Raw genomic sequence first — 22,124 nt, forward strand, 5'->3', positions numbered from 1 at the left:
CTAGCCGAGCGCGGACGCCCAGCGGTCGTGGAAACGGCGGCGGTTGGCCAGGCCGGTCAGCTGGTCGGTGGTGGCCTGTTCCTCCACCGCGCGCAGGGCCTTCGAGGTCAGCCGCACGAGGCCGTCGAGGCGGGCGATGACCAGCAGGAACAGGACGGCGCAGCCGAGCACGATGACCGGGACGTCGATGGGCATGCCGCGCAGCCACTCGATCGCCAGGACCGCGGGGGCCATCAGGCCGGCCACGGCCAGGGCGGCCGCCCGGCCCCGGGGCGCCTCGCCCTCGGCCGTCGGAGGGCTCTTGCGGGACAGCGTGGTGACCGAGGGGTGCAGGGCCGCCGCGCCGCCGAGTGCCAGCATGGCCAGCCAGCCAAGGTCGACGATGTTGCCGGCGTGGTAGCCGATGGTCAGCTCCAGCAGGGCGTAGCCGATGTCGGCGACGAGCATGGCCAGCACGCTGGCGACGTTCAGGTGGAACGCCGGTGGCTTGTCGCCGCGACCGGTGACCAGGCGGGCCAGGACGGCCAGCACCAGCAGGTCGGACACGGGGTAGGCCAGGGAAACCGCGCGGGCCAGCGGGGTCAGGGTGTCGTCGCGGACGTAGGGAACGATCAGGAAGACCCACGACAGCATCGCGGCGCCGGTGGACAGGACCAGGGCGTGCAGCAGACCGGGCAGGTCCTTGCCGGGGCGGCGGGCGCGGACCAGCCCGACGACGGCGATCGCCATCATGACGGCAAAGCCGATGTAGAGGACATCGGCGTAGCTGGGGAAGACGTCGCCGCCCGCGGCGAACGTCTGAATCCAATAGACGATTTCGGCCAGCGCGAAACACACACGCGCGGCGGCCATGAGATACCAGGGCCATCGTACGAGGAGACGGTTGCGCCGCACGCCCACGACGATCGCGACGGCCGCCGACATGCCGATCGTGCCGACCAGGACCGTCTTGACCTGGTCGACGGGGACCGCGTAGTAGATCACGACGATCACCGCGCAGAAGGCCAGGTACACCTGCCAGGCTGGCCACCGCCATCTGCCCACGCGTTACCCCCCGCCGATCGTCACCGCATCCGGCTGATCGGCGGGGGACACGCCGGCTTGAGGGGAACTCAGGCGCCCTTGCGGCTGGCGATCGCCTCCAGGAAAATTTCGCCGATCTTGGCGGGGTCGGTGGCGATGAAGACGCCGCCCGAGCCGGCGGCCTTGGTGATGGCCTCGAGCTCGTTGCGGTCGGTGGCGGTGCCCATGCCGATGATGATCATGCGAACCGGACGCTTGGGGTCGCGGATCTTGGTCAGCTTGTCGACCACCTGGTCGATGGTGAGGCCGCCAGGGTTGTCGTTCTCGCCGTCGGTGTAGATCACGACCGAGTTCGACACACCGGCCTGCCAGCCCTTCTGTACCCGCTCGTACGCGGCGAGCGCCGTGTCGTAGAGCCCGGTGTCGCCGCCCTCCTTCGGCACGATCTTGTCGATCGCGGCGAGCAGCTCGGGCCGGTGCCCGGCGCAGGACAGGATCGGCAGGTTCTCCACCCACGGGCGCTTGCCGGCCATGTTCGTGGAGAACGTCCAGTTCCCTACCGACCAGCGGTCGTCGAGCAGCGCCAGGCCCTGCCGCGCGACGCCCTGGGTGACCTGGGCCCGGCTCAGGCCGCCGGCGGTCGGCACCTTCGCCTTCATCGACGCGGACACGTCGAAGACGGCGAGCATCCGGCCCGGCTGGGTGATCGCGGTCCAGCTGCCGAGGAGCTGGCTGATCGCGCCGGCGACCGCGGCCGGTTTCTGTGCGGCGGGCGGCGGGACGGTCGCGGGCGCTCCCTTGGGGGTGGCGAACCCCGCTGCGGCGGCGCCGTCGGGACCGCGTACGCCGGCCTTGGCTAGATCTTGAAGGAAAGTTTTCGAGCCGAGGGCCTGGCGCAGCGCGGTCGCCGCGGTCGCCTTCTGCGGGTCGACGCCGGGCATGATCGCGAACGGGTAGTCGAGGACCACGGAGAACGGCTTCGGATAGATGGCGGCCAGCGCCGTCGCCGGCCTTTCGCCGTTGTACGCGATGACGTCGGCCTCGGACAGCGGCGCGAGGCCTACGCCGGCGCCGGTTTCGCTCGCGGACTGCGGAAGTTTCTGGAGCAGATCGCTGCGGATGCTGGAGCTGTTCGCCGACAGTGCGCGCATCACACCGACCTTCAGTGTGGCCGCGGAGGAGTCGGTGCCCGCCGCGGCGGCGAAGGCGAGCAGCCCGGCCAGCCCGGTGGCGTCCCGCAGGGGGTCGACGGTCCCGGGCCGCAGCGCCTTGTCGGTCGCGACCTTTTTCGCGAAATCCTTCCAACCGGGCGCACGGGCGGGCCAGCCGAGCCCGGCGGCCGCGCTTTCCGGCGCCGCGAGCACGATCGGGCTCTGCGCGATCGAGCCGAGCGTGGTCGGCTGGAAACCCGGCGCCTCTGACCCGATGCGCAGCAGCCACGTGCTGGAGTCGGGGATCCAGGCGTCGACGCCCGGGTCGGCGTTCTGCGCGGCGCCGACGCCGCCCAGGTTGACGCCGTGCCGCCCGCCGACCGCCGCGGCCATGCCGGTCGGGTCGGACGCGGTCACGGCGACCGTGGCGCAGGCATCCTCGCCTTTGGCCCAGGCGTCCGCCGCTGCCCGCACGGCGGGCGCCACCTCGGGGGCGGCGGCGACCTTGAGGCTCACGGTCTCGCTGCATTTCTTGCCGGAGAACTCGTGGTATCCGGCCCACGCGCCACCGGCGATGACGACGACGGCGAGGGCGGAGGCGGTTACCACGAGTCCGGTGCGCTGAAGTTGACGATGTCGGCCGGGCACCGAGACATCTTGATCGCCGGAGCCCGGAAAAACCTTCACTGCCGCTGCATATAGTTTTCAGTTGACGCCAAAAGCCACATCCCGGCCACCTTTCCGACACCGTCCGGAAACATGGCGGCCTCGGCCCAGCCTGGTTTCTTGGGACACCGCTGAGCGTGGCGGAAGTCGCTCCCCGGGGCCGGGGGATGCCCCGGGGAACCACCGGTCAGGGCAGGAGCGGGTGGAAGCGGTGCGGGGCGAGCGTGACGGCGGCCGCGGCCGTCGTCACGGTCGGTGCGGTGGCGCCCGCGGCCGGCAGGCGACCCACCAAGGGCAGCGTGAGTGAGCTGCCGCGCAGATCGAGCCGGATCGTCGCGCCCGTCGACTGCGGGGTCGAGTACTCGTTGTCGCTCGCCTGGACGATCAGGCCGAGGACGTGGCCCTTGGCGATGCGCTGGTCGGTGGCCTGCATCGGGACGGTGACCGAGTACCAGCGGCCCGGTCGCAGCGGGGTGACGAAGCGCAGGGAGACGTGGTGGGCGGCGTCCTGCCAGCCTCGGGTGAGGATGGCGTGGTCGGCGGTCACGACGTTCTCGGCGGTGTCCAGGTAGCAGGCATCGTCGGCGGCCGTCGCTGCGCCCCAGCACGACTCGGTGTCCAGGGTGGTGATGCCCTCGCCGGGGGCCTGGTAGTTCACCCGGGTGGCGGCGCCGTAGTCGACCAGGCGGGCGGTCAGCTCGGTGGTCGGCTTGTCGACCTGAACGCGCAGGGTGACTTGCGGGGTGCCGGAGATGCGTACGGCCTGGGCGAGCGGCGCGGAGAGGAAAGCCTGCCGGCCGGGGACCGCGGTGTTCGGGCCGGCGACGGCGGTGGCCTCGTCCAGGTCGGGAACGTCGGTCCACGTGCGCTCGCCGGTGCCGGGCCGGCCGCCCAGCGTGCCGGTCGTCCCATCGCCGTTGCCGAGCTCGACCTTGGTCTGGCGCGCGTCCCCGGCCGGCCAGGATCGCTCGGAGACCCACGTGCCGGGTGCGGTCTCGATGGTTGCCTGGGGCTCGCGGTCGATGCCGTTGTGCAGGCCCTGCAGCCACCGGTCGAACCAGCGGTGCAGGGTGTCCACCCAATCGCCCCGCCTGATGTCGAAGGGGTCGACATGGCCCTGCTGCGAAAGCCAGATCTTCTTGGGTACGCGCAGACGGCTCCACCACTGCGCGAACTGGGTGGTCGTCACGTTGGTGTCGTTGATGCCGTGCGCGACGAAAACGCTGGCGTGCACCTTTCGGGCGTCCGGGCGAAAGTCGCGCTCGGCCCAGTAGGCGTTGTAGTTGCCGGTGGCGTCGTCGCTGCCCTCGTCGAGCCTGTCCACGGTGGCCGCGCACGTCTCCTCGGGCCGGCCGCTGACGACCTGGGCGAGGAACTCGGGGTAGTCCTCGGCGCGCAGGACGCCGTTGTAGCGCTGGTAGTCGTACCAGCTGGAGATCGCCGAGATCGGCACGATGGTCTCGAGGCCCTCGACGCCGGTGGCGGCCACGCCGTTGGCCACCGACCCGTCCCAGGACTTGCCGATCATCCCGGTTCTGCCGTTGGTCCAGCGGGTGGCGACGGCGGGGGTGCCGTCCGCGTAAGTGGCCTTGGCGCGGCCGTTGAGCCAGTCGACGACGGCCTTGGCGCCGAGCACCTCCTCGCGGCCTCCGACGTCCATGCAGCCGGTGGAGCGGTTCGTGCCGGCCAGGTCGGCGGCGACGAAAGCGTAGCCGCGGGGCACGAAATAGTTGTCGTAGAAGAGGGGCTGCCTCGTGATCGTGCCGTTCGCGTCGTACTCCTTGAGCTCGCTTTCGTTGCCGCGGCCGCAGCAGGAGTAGTACGGCGAGCCCTCGAGGATGACCGGCACCTTGAGGTGGCGCGCGGCCGCCTCGCGCGGCCGGACGATGTCGACGGCGATCCGGTCGGGCACGCCGTCCTCGTCGTTGTCGAGCGGGGTCTGCACCCAGACGCTCTCCCGGACGGCGTTCTCGTAGGAGTAGACGGGCACTGTCTCCCCGCCCCGGATGTGCGGAATCCCGGCGGCCGAGGCCGGCGCGACGAGGACGGTCAGTGCGAGACCAACCCCCGCGGCGACGGCTGTGGCGAGCCTTCGCATTCGTGGCCCTGACATCGACGCATCGTAAAACATGAATGCCTTGGCCGGGTGCCCTGACCGGCCTGTCCCTGCCCGCTGAGGGCCGGCCGCGGGGAGCTGGCGCGCCCGGCCAAGGTGCTGGCACGGGCTGCGTAGATCGGACCGGTGTTGCGGGCGAAGGCTGGGCTGGTACGTGGTTTCGCGAAAGGAGGCTCCGGTGTTCGACTATGTGATCGTCGGTGCGGGCAGCGCAGGTTGTGTGCTGGCCGCCAGGTTGACCGAGGATCCCGGTGTTCGGGTGCTGCTGCTGGAGGCGGGTCCTCGCGGTGACACGCCGGAGATCGGTATGCCGGCCGCGGCCATGACGTTGTGGCGTGGCGCGTACGCGTGGGATGACACCACGGTGCCGCAGCCGCAGGTGGCCGGGCGGCGGATCTTCCTGGCCAACGGCCGGGTGCTGGGCGGCGGTTCGTCGATCAACGGCATGGTGTACGTACGCGGAAATCCGGCCGACTACGACGGCTGGCGGGACGTCCACGGCTGTACCGGATGGGGCTATGCCGACCTGCTGCCGTACTTCCGCCGGGCAGAGGACAACGAGCGCGGCGAGTCGGCCTTCCACGGCGTGGACGGACCGGTGCGGGTCGAGGACGTGCGGTACGAGCATCCGCTCTCACGTGCCTGGCTGGACGCCGCGGCGGCCGCCGGCCTGCCCGTCAACCCGGACTTCAACGGCCCTGTGCAGGACGGCGTGGGCCGCTACCAGGCGACTCAGCGGTCGGGCCGGCGGTGGTCCACCGCCGACGCCTATCTGGCTCCGGCGAGCTCACGGCCCAACCTCACCGTGCTCACCGGCGCGACCACAACGAAGATCCTCATCGAAGGCGACCGGGCGGCCGGGGTCCGCTACCGGATCGGCGGAGCCGAGCAGGACACCCGAGTCGCCCGGGAAGTGCTCGTGTGCGCAGGCACGATCGCCAGCCCTCAGCTGCTGATGCTCTCCGGTATCGGCCCGGCCGATCACCTGCGCGCGTACGGCATCCCGGTGGTGGCCGATGCGCCATCGGTGGGGCAGGGGCTGCACGATCACCCGCGGTGCACACCGGCATGGCGCACCCCGAACACCCGCAACCTCTGGGAGGAAGCAACCCCGGAGAACCTGCAACGGTGGCAGGCCGACGGAACCGGGCCGATGGCCTCCGTCGGCGCCGAGGCCGGCGGCTTCGTGCGCACCCGCGCCGACACGCTTGCCCCGGACCTGCAGCTGGGCCTGCTGCCCGGGCCGGCGCCCACGCCGGACCTGGCACCGCCGGACCATCGCGGCGTGGCGGTGCTGGTCGCCGCGGTCGCCGCCGGCAGCCGCGGGCAGGTGACGCTGCGGTCAGCCGACCCGGCGGCGCGGCCCCTGGTCGACCCGAACTACCTGTCGGACCCATCGGACCTGGACACCCTGGTCGCCGGAGTCCGGCTGGCCCGCCGGATCGCGGCGTGCCGGCCGCTGGCCGAGTTGATCGCCGGCGAGGACGGGCCCGGTGACCGCGCCGACAACGACGAGCGACTGCACGACTGGATCCGCTCCAGCCTCGGCACGATGTTCCACCCCACCGGCACCTGCGCCATGGGCGATTCCGCCGACGCGGTGTGCGACCCGCAACTGCGCGTCCGCCGCGTCGACGGGCTGCGCGTGATCGACGCGTCGGTGATGCCCGCCACGCCCCGGGGCAACACCAATGCACCGACGATCGCCATCGCGGAACGCGCCGCCGACCTGGTCCGCGGCGCCACCCCCCTCACGCCGGCCCGGGCGGCGGCCCCGGCGGGCTGACCTGCGAGCGGTACGCAGTCGGCGACGTTCCGTACTCGGCGCGGAAAGCCCGGCTGAGGTGGCTCGGGTCGGGCAGCCCCCAGCGGGCGCCGATTGCGCTGACCGGCCTGGCACGCAACGCCGGGTCGAGCAGGTCCCGGCGGACGCGTTCGAGGCGGCGTTGCCGGATCCACGCCGCGACCGTGGTGTCGTGGCGCTCGAACAGCCGGTGCAAGGCGCGCACCGACAGGTGATTGGCGCTCGCGACCACCGCCGGCGACAGGCCCGGGTCGGGCAGGTGTTCCTCGATGTACCCGTAGACCTGCAACGTCACGGCCCGCTCGTGGGCTTCGGGCGTCACCGCCGTGTCCAGGTGGCCGGCCAGGGCAGCGCCGACCAGATCGAGCATCGCCCCACCGAGCCGGGCCGCCTCGGCCGGACCGTACTCGCCCAGATGGCCGGCCATCCGCGCCGCGAGCGCGGGCACCAGCGCCCCCGACCCGCGGTCGCCGGGTATCGCCGTCGCGGTCAACCGGCGGACCTGGTCGGCGCGAATGGGCAGCAACCGGACCGGGAACAGCACCGCGACCACCCGTCGCGGCGCCATCTGCCAGCGTGCCGGGCGGGACAGGTCCACGAACGCGAAGTCACCAGCACGCAACACGGCTTGGCGGCCGTCCTGGTCCACGATGCCGCCGCCGTCGAGCGGGATGTCAATCTTGAACAGTTCGCTGTCCGTGCGCCGGACGTGCCGCGCGGTCCGCACGGCCCCACCCGGGTAGCGGGCGGTCAGCTGACCGAGACGGATCGCACCGACGTGGCCGGCGACGATCCGATCGGCCCCGTCGATCTCACCGGTGACACGCAGGTCCAGCGCCCCCAGCGCCTGGCCGGCCAGGTGCTGCCAGTACTCGCGTCGCGCGGAGACCGGCTCGTCGCCGGCCCGAAACTCAGCCTTCATCGCCGTCGATCCTGTCGTCCCTTGGTGCCGGCTACCCGGGGACGGCGGCCACCAAACCCGCAGTCAGGCACACATGAACCGCGCCTGGCGCCGTACGTCAACTGGTGTGCATCGGAAGCAAAGGACCTCGCCCGCACCTGACGGCAGGATGGAGACGTGGCCCAACGGCAGGGAGGGAAAGGTGCCGATCCGATTCTTCAAGCAGACGATCCGGATTCTCGCGTCTGCGAGCGACACCCATGGCGTGCTCGGCGCCGTCGACGTGGCGGGTCCGCGCGGGGCCGTGCCGCCGCTGCACGTGCACCACCGCGAGGACGAAGCGTTCTATGTCATCGAGGGTGAGTACCGCATTTTCATCGGCGACGATGTGATCACGGCATCCCCGGGCACCTGGGTCTGGGGACCGAGAGACGTGCCGCACGGCTACCAGGTCCATTCGGAGCGCGGCCGGCATCTGAGCCTCATCACGCCGGCGGGCTTCGAGGCGTTCTTCGAACAGGTCGCGGCGATCGCGACGCCGGAGACCGATCCCCGCAGCGAGATGTCGACGCTTGCGGCAGTCGCTGCCCGGTACGGCGTCACGTTCCTCGGGCCCGCTCCAGCGTCAGAGCAATAGCCCGTGAAGTGAAAGGAGCGCACCAATGAATCCGACCGGCCACGCGATGCCTGGCAACGGCGATCGCGAGTTCGTCCTCGGGACGCACCTGCGTACCACGGTTCTCACCTTCGGCGCCGACACCGACGGGCGGCACGACCTCACCGACAACATCACCCCACCCGGTAGCCGGACCCCGCTGCACCTGCACACCTGGTACGACGAGCGGTTCTGGGTGGTGTCCGGGGAGCTCACCGTCTGGGCCGGGCCGGAGACGGTTACCCTGCGGTCCGGCGACTTCTACGCCATCCCGATGAATACGCCGCACGCGATCGCCAGCGGGCCGGCCGGCGCCCGGGCCCTGCAGATCTCCTCTCCGGCCGGGTTCGCCGAGCTGATCGCCCGCTCCGGTACGCCGGCCCGGCTGGCAGCCCCGGAGGCGGAGTTCGACGCCGACCAGTTCATGGCGGTCACCACCGAGCTGGGCGACATCGTGCTCGGCCCGCCCGGTACGACACCGGCCGATCTTCCCGCCGGCCGGCCCCCGCAGTAATCGCTCCCGGCCGGCCCGCGCGGTAACTGCGCCCGGCCGGCCCGCAGAAGGTCAGCCTTCGCGGCCGCCGGCACGATAGGCCGCCGGCGGCGTCCCGTACGCGGCGCGGAACACACGGTTGAATTGGGCCGCGTTCGGCATTCCCCAACGACGGGCGACGGCGGCGACCGGCCTGCTCTGCTGCGCGGGGTCGAGCAGGTCCTGGCGGCATCGTTCCAGCCGGCGCCACCGAATCCAGGCGCCCACGGTGGTGCTCTGCGTTTCGAACAGCTTGTGCAGCTGACGCAACGAGATGTGATGGGCGGCCGCCACCTCGTTCGGCGACAGGTCCGGATCGGCGAGGTGCGCGTCGATGTACGCGTACACGTGCTGGACGATCATCCGCTGCCGGGCCTGCGGCGAAACAGCGCCGTCGCGGTCGAGCCGAGCGGCGAGTGCGGCGCCGAGCAGATCAACCACGGCGCCACCCAGGCGCACAGCCTCGGACGGGTCGCATTCGTCGAGGTGGTGCGGCAACTCGCGAGCGAGCGCGGACACCAGAGCGGCGGTTCCTCGGTCGCTACCGATACGCACCGCGGTCATCGCCGCTGCGTCCTGCCCGCGGATCGGCAGCAGGACTCGGGGAAACAGCACACTGACGCAAGGGCAGCAATACCTCGGCGATGAGCTGTTCCCACCGATCTACGCGCACATCCGCCGGCTCGTCACGGGTTCGGAAGATCACGCTCACGTTGTCGACCGCCAAGGGTTGCGTCGAATACGTCATGTTCCCGGCATTGCCGACCCTGAACCGGGCCGCCGGATCGGGGCGAGGGCGATGGGGCGTACGGCGGGCGCGGGCGGCCCCTTCGGGTAAATCTTGCCATACGTGCGTGCAAATGCACGTGCATGCGCGCTTGCGCGGGCGGATGGGGATGGATGCTTGCTGCACAAGAGGGGGAGCGATGGTGACGGGGTCGCGGTTGAACGGGGACGGTGGGCCTGAACGGCAGGCATGGACCTTCGAGGAGACCGACTATCTGTTCGGCTCCGGGCCGCTGCATCTGATCATCGACAACATCGACTGGTCCCGGCCACGCGTCTACAACGGTCAGAACTGGTACGACGTCCGGGGCACCGAGGTCAGCGCGGACGGCCGGGTCATCGGCCCACGCCAGAGCACGGTGCGGGCCAGCCGGCTGAGAACCTCTGAACGACAGTCGCATTCCTGATCACCGACTACCTCTGAATGCTGGGCCGGATGCGGTCCGTTGTGGACGCCGCTACCCTGAGCATTTCGTCGGTCCCGTCCGGCCAACGGAGGGTGGGCATATGGGCAGGGTCGCGATCGTGACCGGCGCGTCCGCGGGGATCGGCGCGGCCACCAGCCGACTGTTGCACGAGCTGGGTTTCGATGTCTACGCGGTCGCCCGCCGGTTGGACCGGATGGCTGCGCTCGCCGCGCTCGGTATCCACACTGTCAAGGCTGATGTCACCAGCGAGGCCGACTTGGTGGCGCTGGTCGACCGGGTTGTCGCGGAGTCGGGCCGCATCGATGTCCTGGTGAACAATGCCGGGTACGGGTCCTTCGGCGCGCTCGAGGATGTGTCGATGGACGAGGCGAGGCGGCAGTTCGAGGTCAATGTCTTCGGGGCGGCGCGGCTGTGCCAGCTCGTGCTGCCCCACATGCGGGCGCAGGGCCGCGGGCGGATCATCAATGTCTCGTCGGTCGGTGCGAGGATGTACCAGCCGCTGGGCGCGTGGTACCACTCGACGAAGTACGCGCTGGAGGGTCTCAGCGACTGTCTGCGGGTCGAGCTCAAACCGCTGGGGATCGATGTGGTCCTGATCCGGCCCGGTGGTATCGACACCGAGTTCCCGCGGGTCGCCGGCGAGCGGCTGCTCGTCGTCTCCGGCAATGGCGCCTATGCCGGGTACGCCCGGCGGTACGCGGCGACGCTGACCTCGGAAGCCCGGGGTATCTCGTCGCCGTCCGTCGTCGCCCGGGTGATCGGCCGGGCCGCCACGGTGCGGCGGCCGCGTGCTCGTTACGCGGTCGGGCGTGGCGCGAGAGCGGCATTGCTCGCACGCTGGCTTCTGCCCGACCGCGCCTACGATCGTGTGCTGGTGGGACTGTTCACCGCCATAGCCAGGGCCGGCGCCCGGGGCGCCGAACGCGCCTGAGGCGTGGTGGCGCGCCGCAGCCGACCTCATCGTCTGCCCGCGGGGGATGGTCGGCCACGCAGGTACAGGGGCACTTTGCTGGGCTTCATGCCGGCGGTCGACCTGACGATGCGTCGCACGTGAACCGACCGCTGTCCATGACTTGACGGACAATCGGCCGCGACCGGACGAGCATCGACGGATCCGCCGAACCACGGCGGCCTCGCCGTTTGGGGGCGAAGGAGATGGCGACACTTCCCATCTATCGCGTACGCAACGCGGAGGCCGGCTTCGGCCGGGCCGTCGATCTGGCCACGGGGTTGCACGGCCAGGGGAACTTCACGATCAGGAAATTCACCGACCGTACCGTCGTACGGTCGGGGGATCGCGTCCTCGAAGCCGCCGGCTCCGGCAGCTGGGCGGCCGACACCTCCCGGCTGTGGCGTCTCGGCGCCACGCCGCCGCAACTGCCCGACCCGGTCGAGGCCGGCAAGACCGCCGACGAATACCTGCTCAAGTACGGCCTGGCGCCGCGCCTGGGCGACGGCTTCGGCTTCGGTCGCAGCGGCACGGGCGGCTCCTTCGCGTCGGTGCGGACCGACGGGAAGCGGGACGACCAGCAGCTCGACGTCAAGGTGAACTACGCCGTGACGGTACGGCTCGACGAGCCTTTCGAGGGCGCCCGGGAGGTGCCGATCATCGGTGGCGGCGGCAAGACGATCGTCACGGTCGGCGACAAGGGCGACGTGCTCTCGCACCTCGCGGCGTGGCGGGAGATCGAGTCCTCGTTCGCCGCCGAGGTCGTGCCGCGGGAGAAGGCCGACGCGCAGTTCAAGGCGATGACCAGGGCGTTCAAGGTTCTCGATCTCGAGGTGGGGCTGGCGTACTTCTCGGCCCCGGTCTTCGCCGGCCAGGAGTTCCTCTACCCGGTGTACACGTACCGCGCGACGCTGGGCCGCGGGGAGCGCTCCTTCCCGGCCCGGGTGATCATGCTGCCCGCGACGACGTTCGGGCCGGAGCCGCCCAAGGCCGAGCCGCAGCCGCCGCGCAAGCGGGGCGGGCCGGCGTTCGAGCGTGGCGAGCGCCGCGGCTACGCCTCCGCGGTCGCGAATCCGTTCGAGGCGGGCACCTCGTGGATCGGCCCGCTCGGCGGGCTCAACGGCAGCCCGGCCAACGCCCAGGGCTTCGTCGACGAGCTGGCCGCCGACGGCTGGCTGATCAACTTCAACTGGGGCGACCAGAACGCGTGGGAGTCGGACTGGCGGCGCAACGACGACGACTGGGTCGACGCCGCCGACTTCGTCTTCTACACCGGCCATGCCGACGGCAACGGCTGGGTGCTGTCCAGCCCGGACGACGGCTCGCTGGACTTCACCGAGGTCGGCACGTCGCCCGGGAACCCGGGCGACCTGTGGGGCCAGAACGACCTCGAATGGGTCGTCGTGGCGGCGTGCGGGCCGCTCGAGGACGAGATCCTCGCCAAGGGCGGCGGCGACGTCTTCGACCGCTGGGACGGCGCGTTCGACGGCCTGCACTCGCTGATGGGCTACGGCGCCGTCACGTTCGACACCACCGACGAGGGCGGACGGCTGGTCCGGTACGCCAAGGACGGCATGCCGCTGATCGACGCGTGGCTGCGGACCGGCCAGGAGATCCAGCCCAGCACCAACGGCTGGGGCGCGCCGTTCGGCCCGACCGTCTGGGTGGGCGCCATGTACGTGGCCACCGCCGGCGCGGACCCGCGCTTCGACCACCTGTGGGGGCACGGTTCGGTCTCGGCCGACCCGCGCAACCCGACCTCGTACGTCGCCATGTGGACCACCTGCTGAGGTTGCCGACTCAAGAAGCGGCGATCAGTGCGGCGAACCCCGGGCTCGGATCCACCCCCAGCTCCCGCCGGAGACGGGCCCGGTATTCGTCGTAGGCGCGGCGGGCGTCCGCCACGTTGCCGGCCGCGAGATGCGCCGAGGCCAGGGCGCGCTGGGCGCTCTCGCGCAGCGGGTCGATGCCGGCCACCAGCAGCGCCGCATCGACCGCCTCGGCGGTCCGCCGCTGGTCGAGCAGCCGCGCCACGAGGGCCTCGACCCCGTGCAGCAGCCGCTGCCGGATCCGCTCGCGGGCCAGGATCACCCAGGTGTCGGCCCACCCGGGCAGCAGCTCGAACTCGTCGTCGGCCGGCGGGGCGCGCAGGTCGGCCTCGGTCGCGGTGCCGCCGACCAGCCGGCCCGCCCAGTCGTAGCGGTCGCGCATGTCGACCCCGACCTCGGGCCGCAGCGTGAGAGTGCACTTCGTGGCGGCGATCAGCCGGGGCAGGGCGCCGCGCATCCGCCACAACTCGGTGCGGAGTCGCCCGCCGGCGGCGGGCGCGTTCAGGTCGGGCCAGAGCGTGCGGGCGGCGACCCCGCGGTCGACCAGGCTCTCGCGCAGCGCCACGAACGCCAGCACCCGCTTCGCGCCGTCGGCGAGGGCGACCGGCTCGCCGTCCAGTACGAGGTACGGCCCGTTGAACAGGCACAGTCTCGGCGGGTCGGCACTCATCGTGTGCCCCATTCGTCAGCGGCGTTGCCGGTCTACGAGCCTAAACCCGCGGGCCGGGTCACCACGACGATCGTGTCGTTGATTCGCCTCCACCGCTCACTCGGAAACGCCTGCTTCCGCCAGAAATCGGCGCACCTGGTCGAGGATCGGGCCGGCCCGCAGCAGCCGGTGTTCCCGGGCGACCCCCGAGCCGATGTCGCTCGTCTCGGTCATGGTCACCCGGATCCCGTAGGGCGCGGCCTCGCACCGCAGCACGCAGACCGCGACCCGCGGCTCACTGTCCATCGGTGTACGCCCGGAGTGCCTCCTGCGCGTAGGTCCGCCGCTTGGCGAATTCCGCCTGCACCGCCGGGTTGTCGCGGGGCTTGGCGTTCATGTCGCCCGGATTCTCGACGCTGTACATGAACTCGTCGGAGGCGTCGTCCACGGTGATCATGGACATCATCAGCATGCGCTCGGCATCCTTGAAGTCCGTCGCCGTGCGCAGTTCGTGCACGAGGTAGTCGATCTGGGCGTCCATGTCGAACAGGATCCGCGGCCCGGCCGGGGCGGCGCCGTAGGCGTACGCGAAAAGACCCGCCCGCCGCGACGGCCACGTCCATTGCGCAAGTCCGATCCCGGCCTTCTCCGGACCGCCGGTGCGGTCCATGATCTCCCGGGGCGACCAGTCCCGCAGCTTGCCCTTGTAGTCCTTGGCGCGCAGCGGCGTCGCCTCGGCACTGCCCTCGATCCGGGAGGGCAGCACGCCGGACTCCTTGGTCAGGTTGCCCACGATGCCGGCGGCGCCGCCCAGCGGATAGCCGTAGACCCGGATGAGCCGGTCGATGGCATAGCGCTGGCGCTCGGCCATCGTGCGGGCCGGCCAGTGGACGATCGGCCCGCGGGCCGCCACCTCGCCGGCCAGCCGCTGCACGTCAGGGTCCCACTCGGTGATGGTCGGGTCGGGGCACGTGGCCGGGTCGGCGAACGACTGCTGCAGCCGCCGCTGGCAGAACAGGACGACGGCGATCCGCAGCGCGTTGGCGTCGGCGTCGCCGGTCAGCGGGGTCTGGCCCACCGCCCCGGCCGTCAGCCAGCTGTGCACGAGCTCCCATTCGCCGTCGTCCAGCGGCTCGAAGCCGGTGGCCAGCGTGGTCACCGACGTCGTCGGTGGCTTCTCGTCACCGGCCGCGGCCCGGAACGCCCAGTCCAGGTCGCCGGCCGCCATGATCCGCTGGAGGCCGGAGACCGGCTCCGGCGTCCGCCGTGCCTCGGCGATCAGCGTGTAGACGTCGATGTAGTCGGCCACCTGCCGCGAGGCCATCACCTGGTCGATCGTCCTGCCGTCCTGCAGCATGGCGCGCACGCTGGGGATCGGGTAGGGGTGGTGCGGGGAGTCGGGCCGGATCACCCAGCGTCCCCAGTGCACGTGCATGTCGGGCGGTCGCAGCGCGAGCACCTGCGCGTCGAGCGCGGCCTCCCGCTCGCTCAGCAACCCGCCCACCCAGCGGCGGCCGCGGGCGAACGCGTCGTCGAGCACACCGAGCAGCGTGGGGCCGGTGACCGTGCCGGAGCGCAGCGCCTGCGCGAGGGTCCAGCCGGCGTCCTCGGCGATGAGGTCGTTGATCGGGTCGCGGCCGAAGACGTCCCACTGCTCCAGGTGCCACATCTCGTAGGCGACGAAGAAGTCCCGGATGCGCTCGTGGCCGGTGTCGCCGTACTTGACGCCGGTGGCCCAGTGCATCAGCTGGCTTTCGTTGCGGTCGGCGCCGGCCAGCAGGTCCGGGTCGAGGACGGCCGCCTCGATCTGGTTGCAGGCGAGCAGGTCGATGCCGCCGTGCGCGCCGACCAGGTAGGGGCCGTCGATGTGGTCGAGGTCGTACCGGTTGGCGACCGAGATGATGTCGGTGGCCGCGCCGAACTTGTCCAGCAGCCCGCTCAGCCCCGGCACGCTGGACAGCAAGGGGACCTTCATGTCGTTGAGCTGCTTGAACATGGCCTCCCAGTAGTCGTCGCGTCCGCAGACCTGGGTGACCACGCCGGTGGTGTTCTGCGCGGCGATCCGGGCGATGGCGGCCTCGGCGGTCGCCGGGCCCGGGGCGGCCAGGTAATCGGCGAGGTAGCGCGAGGCGAGCACGGTGACGAACCGCTCCGACCCGGTGAAGGCTCGCCGCGTCCCCGCCGCAGCGTGCGCCGCAGCCTTGATCCGGTTCAGCACCTCGGAGGCATCAAGATCAATATCCATCGCGCGTACGGCCAGAGTGGCGCCCGCACGTTCGGCCTGGCACCGGGTCAGGATGGCGGTGGCGACCGCCTGGGCCAGGCGCTCCAGGCTGGCGGGGTCGCGCAGCTCGCCGGCGCGGCGCGGGTTGCTCAGGTCGCACGCCTCCAGCAGCGCCACCCGGGTGCGGTCCAGGTGCCGGCTGCGGGCGACCACGCCGAGATCGGCCGCGAGCACGCCGCCGCTGGTCGTGCCCAGCGCGCCGCGGACCGACTCGTGCAGGGCCGTGGCCAGCTCGCGGTCGCCCTCGCTGGAGTTGCGGGCGACGTATGCCTCGGTCGTGTCGAGCGCCGGGTCGGTGGCGGCGTTGAAGTGCAGCGACACGAAGTAGTCGGCGCCGGCCAGCCGGGCGAACGCGGCCCGGCCGTCGAGGGAGACGTTCGCGTCGCTGTCCCGGGTGAGCATCACCGTGCAGGTGGGCGCCAGCAGCGCGCGGACCCGGCGGGCCAGGCCCAGGGTCAGGCCCCGCTCAGAGAGTCCCGCCACCGTCCGGTCCGGGGTGGAGGCGCCGGCGGGCACGGTGCCGCCGTGCCCCGGGTCGAGCACGACGATCGGTTGACTGGTGGGCATCGCTGCCTCCTCCTGCGACGGGCTCCTGGAACGTCTGGCTATGTCTTGCGTCGGGTTCTCATTGCGTCGGGGCGGGCGCCATCGGGGCGGCGACCGGGTTGCCGGACGGGTTCGGGGTGCCGCCCTGGATCTGCGAGATCAGGCCGGTGTCGGCGAACCGCTCGAGCGGGAAGGTCTGGCTGGCGAACCGCAGGTCCAGCTCGCCGGAGAGGTCCACGTTGACGTTGATCTCGTCGCTGGCGACCTGCTTGGCCGTCTGGACGTACGCCACGCTGGTGCGCGCGCCGGCATGGAAGCCGATCAGCCCGCCGCTGGCGCTGCTCTCGTGCTTGGCGTCGAACTGACTGGCGGTCTCGGCCCGCCCGGAGTCGGACGCGTCGATGTGGAAGTCGAGCTTGGCCCGCACCCGGCCGCTGGTGACGACGATCCGGTTGATCCCCATCAGCACCATCGTGGAGAGCAGCTGGTGGCGGCTGCTCGCGAGCTGCCGCCGCGCCGCCGGGACGAGAACCTCCTCGACGGAGCTGTCGTCGATCGCGACGTCCGGGCCGACGCCGAGGTCGCCCTGAAGGTTGGGCTGGGGCAGGTCGGCGGCGCCATCGCGGGCCCGGGCCACCGGGCTTTCGCCGCCGGTGTCGACGGCGATGTGGCCGGGGTAGCGCGCGGCGAGGTAGTCGCGGGCCTGGTTGTCGGTGATGTTGTCGGCCATGAACTGGTCGACCGTCTTGGCGACGTTGGCGATCAGCTCGCCGAACGCCTCCATCTGCTGGATCGACGCGTCCACGATGGCGTTGAACGTGCCCTTGATCAGGTCGGCGACGAACCGCGGGAAGTCGATCGCGCCGAGCACGTCGCCGGTGACGTCGGCGACCCGGTCGACTGCGCTGCTCTCGAACGGGGAGTCGGCGGCCGAGCGGGCCCAGGGTGAGCGGCGGCGGGCCCGGGTCCGTGCCGGCGCCGGCGGTTCGGTGCGCAGCACCGGGGTCTGCCCGAGCCGCTCGGCCTGGCCGAACCCGTCGTGCAGCAGGGCCGCGCTGTAGGCGGCGATCTTGGTGAGGTCGCGCTCCATGTCCCGGCGGGCGGCGTCGTCGATCCGGTAGTAGGCCGGGCTCGACCGCAGCAGCGCCTGCACCTGCGGGACGACGAGATCCTCGACGGCCTGGGTGACCCGGACGCCCGCCGGGTGGGGCGGGGTGGCGAACGGTCCCGGCAACACCGGCCGGGCGGCTGTCTGGGTCATGCCGCTACCCCCTCGGTGACGGCGGTGGTTGTGCCCGGCGCGGCCGGTGGCTTGGTCTCCGGTGGCTTGGCTTCTGGTGGCTTGGTTTCCGGAGGCTTGGTTTCCGGAGGCTTTGTCGCGGCCGGCGGGGGCGCTGCCTTCGCCGGCGGCTTCGAGCCGTCCGGGGTCCAGTTCGGGTCGGGGATCTTCGGGACGGGCGGGGCCTCCGTCTCCTTGCGCAGCGGGGCGATCGCGGGCGCCGCCGTCGGCGCCGTCACCGGCGCCCGGACCGGCGGGCTGTCGCCCCACGGCGGGTCGTTGTACTCCGGCACGGCGGTGTTGCCCCGGATCACGTCGGCCTTGCCGGGCTCGATGAAGCGTTCCATCGGCACCGCGTCCGTGCGGAAGTGGATCTCCACCTCGCCGGTGAGGTCGGCCGACACGTTCATCTGGCTGTCCGACTGAGACCGGTCGGAGCGCACATAACCGACGGACATGCTTGCCGACACGGCCCAGGGCCCGAACCCGACGCTGCCGGACGCGCCGGTGTGGAAATCGAAGTCGGTGGCGTGCTGCTGCCCCGCCCGGTCGGTGGTGTCGACGTGGAACGACATGGCGGCCCGGATCTTGCCGGCGGTCACCACGATCCGGTTCATCCCCATCAGCACCAGCGTGGAGAGCGTCTGGAGCCGGCTCTGGGCGAGCTTGCGCCGCGCGGCGGGCAGCAGCACCTCCTCGTACGAGTCCTCGTCCCCCGGCTGCACGTCCTCGCTGAGCATGAGCGAGCTCTTCCAGTCCGGCGGGGCCGCGTCGTCGCTGCCGGCCGCCGCGACCAGCTGCGGCTCACCGTCGGCGAGCGCTATGTGCTGCGGGTACGCCTGAACGAGCCAGTCCCGCGCCTGGTTGTCGGTGATGTTGTCGGCCATGAACTGGTCCACGGTCTTGCTCACGTCCTCCAGGAGCCGCGCGTACGCCTCCAGCTGCTGGATCGAGCTGTTGACGATCGCATTGAACGTCCCCCGGATCAGGTCGGCCACGAAGTCCGGGAACGACAGCGCCCGCAGCGTGGCCGCCGTGACCCCGGCGATGTTGCCGGCCGCCGCGGGCGTGAACTCCTCGGCCGCCTGGGCACGAGCCGACCGCGCCGCCGCGGCCGCGGCCTGGGCGCGCGCCGGCTGCCCGGCCGCGAGTGGCCCGGCCCCGAGGTGCCCGGCGGCGGCCGGGGCGCGCGGCGACCGCACTGTCGCTGACTGCTCGGTCGCGGCCCGGGCGGGCGCCGGGCGCTCGATCAGGACGGGACGCTGGCCGAGGCGGGCGCTGCTGGCCCAGTCGTCGCGGACGCACTCGGCGGCGTAGCCGGCGACCTTGTTGAGGTGGTGCTCGAGGGAGATCCGGTCGGCGGCCGGCAGCCGGTCGAAGGCGGCCGAGCGGGACAGCAGCCGCCGGACCTCCCGGCGGACCACGGCGCGGGTCGGCCCGGTCGGTCGCAGGCCGCCCGGATTGGCCCCCGCGTCGTGCGGGGCCGGCAGCGGCAGGACGGCCGTCACCGGACCGCTCCGGCCAGGGCGGGCTCGGTCAAGCCGGCCTCGGCGAGCCAGGATGCGGCGGCCGCGCGGACGGACTCGGGCGGGTCGCCGATGGCCTCGGGCGGGCTGCCCGTCCAGGTCACGATCGCCTGGCCGGACTGGCCCAGGGCGACGAGGCGCTCGATGTCGGGGCGTTCGTCGTCGGGCCAGGTCGCGCGGACCACGTCCCAGGCCGACATGCCGCCGACGAGGGCGAGTATGCCGGGGTGGGAGAGCAGGGCGGCCGCCTGGCGGGCCTGGGCGGCGATCCGGCCGGTGGCGAGGAGGGTGTTGCCGTGCTGTCGCGGTGCCAGGTTGGCGCGCAGCCGGGCGGCGGCCCGGGTCAGCTGCGAGCGGGTGGCCGTGAGCGGGCCGCCCAGCAGGGTGGCCCGGTCGTGGGCGGCGATCGCGGACGCGGTGCCGGCGAGGACCGGGACGAACTCGGTGTTGGCCGGGACGTGGGCGACGGCGGCGCCGGGGCCGGTGCCGAAGACCCGGGCGAAGAGCTGCTCCCGGGCGGCGCGGGGGATCCACTCGCGGGAGGCGTCGGCGGTTTCCTCCAGCAGTCTCGCGGCGTCGGCGGAGCGCAGGTCGAGGGCGAGCCGCTCGGCCACCAGCAGCTCGGCGGCGGCCGGCAGCCCGGTCTGCTCGACCTCGGCGAGCAGGTAGAGGCCGGCGAGGGTCTCCAGCGTCGCGGCGTCGATCTCGGCCTCGGCCGGCGGCACGAGCGGCGGCACGACCAGGCCGAACGGGTCGTCACCCAGCGCGGCGGCCGCGGGCGCGGTGCGGCGGCTGGCCCGTTCGATGGCCAGCAGGCTGGGGACGAGGTCGGCGGGCACGGCGGGTCAGGGGCTCGGCGTGGTGCGGGGCGCGGAGGTGGGCAGGCTCGGCTCCTGCAGGCCCAGCATGCTCGCCATCTGGTCGAGCGGCACGGTCTCGCTGGCGAACTGCACGCTCACATCGCCGGTGAGCTTGGCCTTGAGCTCGGCGGTGTCCTTCGAGTCGTACTTGTTGGAGGTCGTGACGTTGATCTTGGTTTCGGACTCGGTCTTCCAGTTGGGCGAGAACCAGCCGGCGAAGAACGAGTTCTTCGACTTGGTGTTGGTCGTGTTGTCGAAGGAGGTAGCCAGGTCGGTGCTGGTCTTCGACATGCTGGACAGGTCGAGGTCGAAGATCACCGCGGCCTTCACCGAGCCGTTGGTCACGACGAGCCGGTTGATGCCCATCAGCACCATCATCAGCAGCATCCGCTGCCGGTCGATGGCCAGCTGCTGGCGGGCAGCCGGCATCAGCACCTCCTCGGTGGTCTCCTCGTCGAGCGAGTCGACGGGCACGCTGAGGCCGAGGTCCTTGAAGAAGTCGGGCATCTCGGTCTCGTCGGCATCCGGCTTGGGCACCACCTTGGGCTCCTGGCCGGAGACGTCGACCTGGAGGTGGTCGGGGTAGCGCCCGGCCAGGTAGTCGCGGGCCTGGTTGGGGCTGACGTTGTCCTTCATGTACTCGTCGACGCTCTTGGAAACGTTCTTGACCAACTCGGCGAACGCCTCCATCTGCTGGATCGAGGCGTCCACGATGGCCTGGAACACGCCCTTGATCAGGCTGGCCACGAAGCCGGGGAAGTCGACGGTGGCGATGGCGGCGCCGAGGTTCTCGACCGTGTACGGGTTCGGCGGGGGTGGGGGGTCGGCGAGGGCTCGCGCGGGCGGGCGCTCGCCGATCGCCGCGGCGATCGGCAGGCCGTAGGTGCTGCCGCCAGCGTCGGCCATGTACTGGCCGATGTTGACCAGGTCGTGGGCGAGTTGGCGGCGGCGGTCCTCGGGCATCGACCGGAACGTCGGGCTGGCCTTGAGGATCTGGCCGATCTCCTGCCGCACCAGCGGCACGGTGGGCCGGGCGGGCGTGGTCATCGCCGTGGATCCCACGGTGAGCGACGCGGTCCGAGGCCCGCCGCGACGGTCTCGGGCGCCGGTGCCGGTGCCGGTGCGGGTGCCGGTGGTGCGGGTGTTGGTGGGCCGGCATCCGGCGTCGCGAGGATCGCGCTGGGCCGCAGCTGGATGGCCAGGCGCGGCCCGCAGCCGGGCGCGACGACGACCGACAGCAGCGCCAGCTCGCCGGGGTTGACCATCCCGTCGGGGGTCATGGCGCCGACCCAGCGTTCGAGGGCGCGCAGTCCTTGCGGCCGCTCCACCAGTTGCAGCTGCAGCAGCGAAGCCACGTTCGGCGGGATGTCGGGGATCGCCTCGAGGTCGACGTCCACTCGCATCTCCATCCCGCCCGGCGACGGGCGCAGGGTGAGCAGCGTGGTGTCCGGCGGCAGCACGAAACGGGCCCCGAGCACGAACGCGAGCGCGTTGGTGAGCCGGGTGTGCTGGTCGCCGAGGCCGAAGCGCTCCATGACCGGCCGCAGTTCGGCCAGCCGCAACGCGCCGTCGACGCCGAAGGTGATCTCCTGGCTGCCGTACGTGCGGCCGCAGCGCACGGTGGTCAGGGCGGGGCGCAGCGACGGCATGGCCTCGGTGGCCGCCTGGACGGCCTCGTGGATGGGCCGGGCGAGGGAGTCCGCGGTCTGCGGCGCCCACGCGTAGGTCACCTCCGACTCGCGCAGGCCCGCCGTGTCGAAGCACGACGAGAACCAGGCGTCGCCGCTGCCGTAGGAGAGGGGCTCGCTGCGGCCGTCGACCCAGGACAGCGCCCGCGGGCCGAACGTGCCGCCGACCACCTGGCGCATGGCCCGGGTGGCGCCGGCGACCCGCTCGGGCGGCCCCGCGAGGGGGTCGGCCGGGCTCAGGTCGAACGCGAGTGTGCTCGGGGCCCGCTCGGAGAAGCGGGTCTCGAACGCGTGCGGCCGGCGGTAGGCCTGCGCGCCGGGCGGCAGCGCCAGCGACTCGTCGAGATAGCCGCCGAGCAGCCCCACCGGGTCGGCCGTGTGCAGCCGGCGCGCCGCGGAGCTGAGCAGCCGCCGGGCGCCCAGCGATGCGGGGGACGCTGCGTGCATGACCG

19 protein-coding genes are annotated in these 22,124 nt (G+C 72.1%); 6 read left to right on the top strand and 13 right to left on the bottom strand.

Going from position 1 to position 22,124, the window contains the following annotated elements; all coding sequences use genetic code 11:
- The 3 genes from ACIA5D_RS42575 to ACIA5D_RS42585 all read right to left on the bottom strand — a co-directional run bounded on the left by ACIA5D_RS42575 (window position 1) and on the right by ACIA5D_RS42585 (window position 4,953).
- Window positions 1–1,044, bottom strand: a complete 1,044-nt coding sequence (locus tag ACIA5D_RS42575) for a hypothetical protein (RefSeq protein ID WP_396036335.1) — start codon at window positions 1,042–1,044, stop codon at window positions 1–3.
- Between the two features lie 68 nt (window positions 1,045–1,112).
- Window positions 1,113–2,822: a VWA domain-containing protein gene (locus tag ACIA5D_RS42580; protein WP_396036336.1), complete on the bottom strand. Its 1,710-nt coding sequence runs from the start codon at window positions 2,820–2,822 to the stop codon at window positions 1,113–1,115.
- 205 nt (window positions 2,823–3,027) lie between these two features.
- Window positions 3,028–4,953, bottom strand: a complete 1,926-nt coding sequence (locus tag ACIA5D_RS42585) for a Xaa-Pro dipeptidyl-peptidase (RefSeq protein ID WP_396036337.1) — start codon at window positions 4,951–4,953, stop codon at window positions 3,028–3,030.
- 181 nt (window positions 4,954–5,134) lie between these two features.
- Here ACIA5D_RS42585 and ACIA5D_RS42590 point away from each other — a divergent pair, with 181 nt between their 5' ends.
- Window positions 5,135–6,742, top strand: a complete 1,608-nt coding sequence (locus ACIA5D_RS42590; RefSeq protein WP_396036338.1) for a GMC family oxidoreductase — start codon at window positions 5,135–5,137, stop codon at window positions 6,740–6,742.
- On the opposite strand, the gene ACIA5D_RS42595 is transcribed toward ACIA5D_RS42590, so the two are convergent.
- Window positions 6,708–7,682: a helix-turn-helix domain-containing protein gene (locus ACIA5D_RS42595; RefSeq protein WP_396036339.1), complete on the bottom strand. Its 975-nt coding sequence runs from the start codon at window positions 7,680–7,682 to the stop codon at window positions 6,708–6,710. The genes ACIA5D_RS42590 and ACIA5D_RS42595 overlap by 35 nt on opposite strands.
- Window positions 7,683–7,863: 181 nt before the next feature.
- Here ACIA5D_RS42595 and ACIA5D_RS42600 point away from each other — a divergent pair, with 181 nt between their 5' ends.
- Together ACIA5D_RS42600 and ACIA5D_RS42605 are read left to right on the top strand one after the other, a co-directional pair.
- Window positions 7,864–8,298, top strand: coding sequence for a cupin domain-containing protein (locus tag ACIA5D_RS42600; RefSeq protein WP_396036341.1), 435 nt, complete (start codon window positions 7,864–7,866; stop codon window positions 8,296–8,298).
- Window positions 8,299–8,323: 25 nt separating this feature from the next.
- Window positions 8,324–8,830 (top strand): cupin domain-containing protein, encoded by a 507-nt coding sequence (locus ACIA5D_RS42605; RefSeq protein WP_396036342.1) that lies wholly within the window; start codon window positions 8,324–8,326, stop codon window positions 8,828–8,830.
- Window positions 8,831–8,881: 51 nt separating this feature from the next.
- Here the strand turns inward: ACIA5D_RS42605 and ACIA5D_RS42610 are convergent, their stop codons facing one another.
- The gene (locus ACIA5D_RS42610; protein WP_396036343.1) at window positions 8,882–9,412 is read right to left on the bottom strand and encodes a helix-turn-helix transcriptional regulator; all 531 of its coding nucleotides are present in this window, start codon (window positions 9,410–9,412) and stop codon (window positions 8,882–8,884) included.
- A 362-nt stretch (window positions 9,413–9,774) separates the two neighbouring features.
- On the opposite strand from ACIA5D_RS42610, the gene ACIA5D_RS42615 reads away from it, so the two are divergent.
- The 3 genes from ACIA5D_RS42615 (at window position 9,775) to ACIA5D_RS42625 (ending at window position 12,801) form a co-directional block, all read left to right on the top strand.
- Window positions 9,775–10,041, top strand: a complete 267-nt coding sequence (locus ACIA5D_RS42615; protein WP_396036344.1) for a hypothetical protein — start codon at window positions 9,775–9,777, stop codon at window positions 10,039–10,041.
- 100 nt (window positions 10,042–10,141) lie between these two features.
- Window positions 10,142–10,993: an oxidoreductase gene (locus tag ACIA5D_RS42620; RefSeq protein ID WP_396036345.1), complete on the top strand. Its 852-nt coding sequence runs from the start codon at window positions 10,142–10,144 to the stop codon at window positions 10,991–10,993.
- Between the two features lie 224 nt (window positions 10,994–11,217).
- The gene (locus ACIA5D_RS42625; protein ID WP_396036346.1) at window positions 11,218–12,801 is read left to right on the top strand and encodes a DUF6345 domain-containing protein; all 1,584 of its coding nucleotides are present in this window, start codon (window positions 11,218–11,220) and stop codon (window positions 12,799–12,801) included.
- A 10-nt stretch (window positions 12,802–12,811) separates the two neighbouring features.
- Here ACIA5D_RS42625 and ACIA5D_RS42630 read toward each other — a convergent pair whose 3' ends face one another.
- The 8 genes from ACIA5D_RS42630 to ACIA5D_RS42665 all read right to left on the bottom strand — a co-directional run bounded on the left by ACIA5D_RS42630 (window position 12,812) and on the right by ACIA5D_RS42665 (window position 22,119).
- Entirely contained in the window at window positions 12,812–13,510 is a 699-nt protein-coding gene (locus ACIA5D_RS42630; protein WP_396036347.1) for a BTAD domain-containing putative transcriptional regulator, read from the bottom strand.
- 96 nt (window positions 13,511–13,606) lie between these two features.
- Entirely contained in the window at window positions 13,607–13,795 is a 189-nt protein-coding gene (locus tag ACIA5D_RS42635; RefSeq protein ID WP_396036348.1) for a hypothetical protein, read from the bottom strand.
- Window positions 13,785–16,340, bottom strand: a complete 2,556-nt coding sequence (locus ACIA5D_RS42640) for a phage tail tip lysozyme (RefSeq protein ID WP_396036349.1) — start codon at window positions 16,338–16,340, stop codon at window positions 13,785–13,787. Before ACIA5D_RS42640 ends, ACIA5D_RS42635 begins: the two co-directional genes overlap by 11 nt.
- A gap of 58 nt (window positions 16,341–16,398) precedes the next feature.
- A complete protein-coding gene (locus ACIA5D_RS42645; RefSeq protein WP_396036350.1) occupies window positions 16,399–17,580 on the bottom strand; it encodes a hypothetical protein in 1,182 nt (393 codons plus the stop codon).
- Entirely contained in the window at window positions 17,577–19,106 is a 1,530-nt protein-coding gene (locus ACIA5D_RS42650) for a hypothetical protein (RefSeq protein WP_396036351.1), read from the bottom strand. The genes ACIA5D_RS42645 and ACIA5D_RS42650 overlap by 4 nt, the downstream gene beginning before the upstream one ends.
- Entirely contained in the window at window positions 19,103–19,963 is an 861-nt protein-coding gene (locus ACIA5D_RS42655; protein WP_396036352.1) for a hypothetical protein, read from the bottom strand. The genes ACIA5D_RS42650 and ACIA5D_RS42655 overlap by 4 nt, the downstream gene beginning before the upstream one ends.
- A gap of 6 nt (window positions 19,964–19,969) precedes the next feature.
- Window positions 19,970–21,031: a hypothetical protein gene (locus ACIA5D_RS42660; RefSeq protein WP_396036353.1), complete on the bottom strand. Its 1,062-nt coding sequence runs from the start codon at window positions 21,029–21,031 to the stop codon at window positions 19,970–19,972.
- Window positions 21,028–22,119: a hypothetical protein gene (locus ACIA5D_RS42665; RefSeq protein ID WP_396036354.1), complete on the bottom strand. Its 1,092-nt coding sequence runs from the start codon at window positions 22,117–22,119 to the stop codon at window positions 21,028–21,030. Before ACIA5D_RS42665 ends, ACIA5D_RS42660 begins: the two co-directional genes overlap by 4 nt.
- Window positions 22,120–22,124: the final 5 nt, after the last annotated feature.

Source organism: Actinoplanes sp. NPDC051513, from assembly GCF_044454685.1.
In the GTDB taxonomy this organism is placed as follows: domain Bacteria; phylum Actinomycetota; class Actinomycetes; order Mycobacteriales; family Micromonosporaceae; genus Actinoplanes.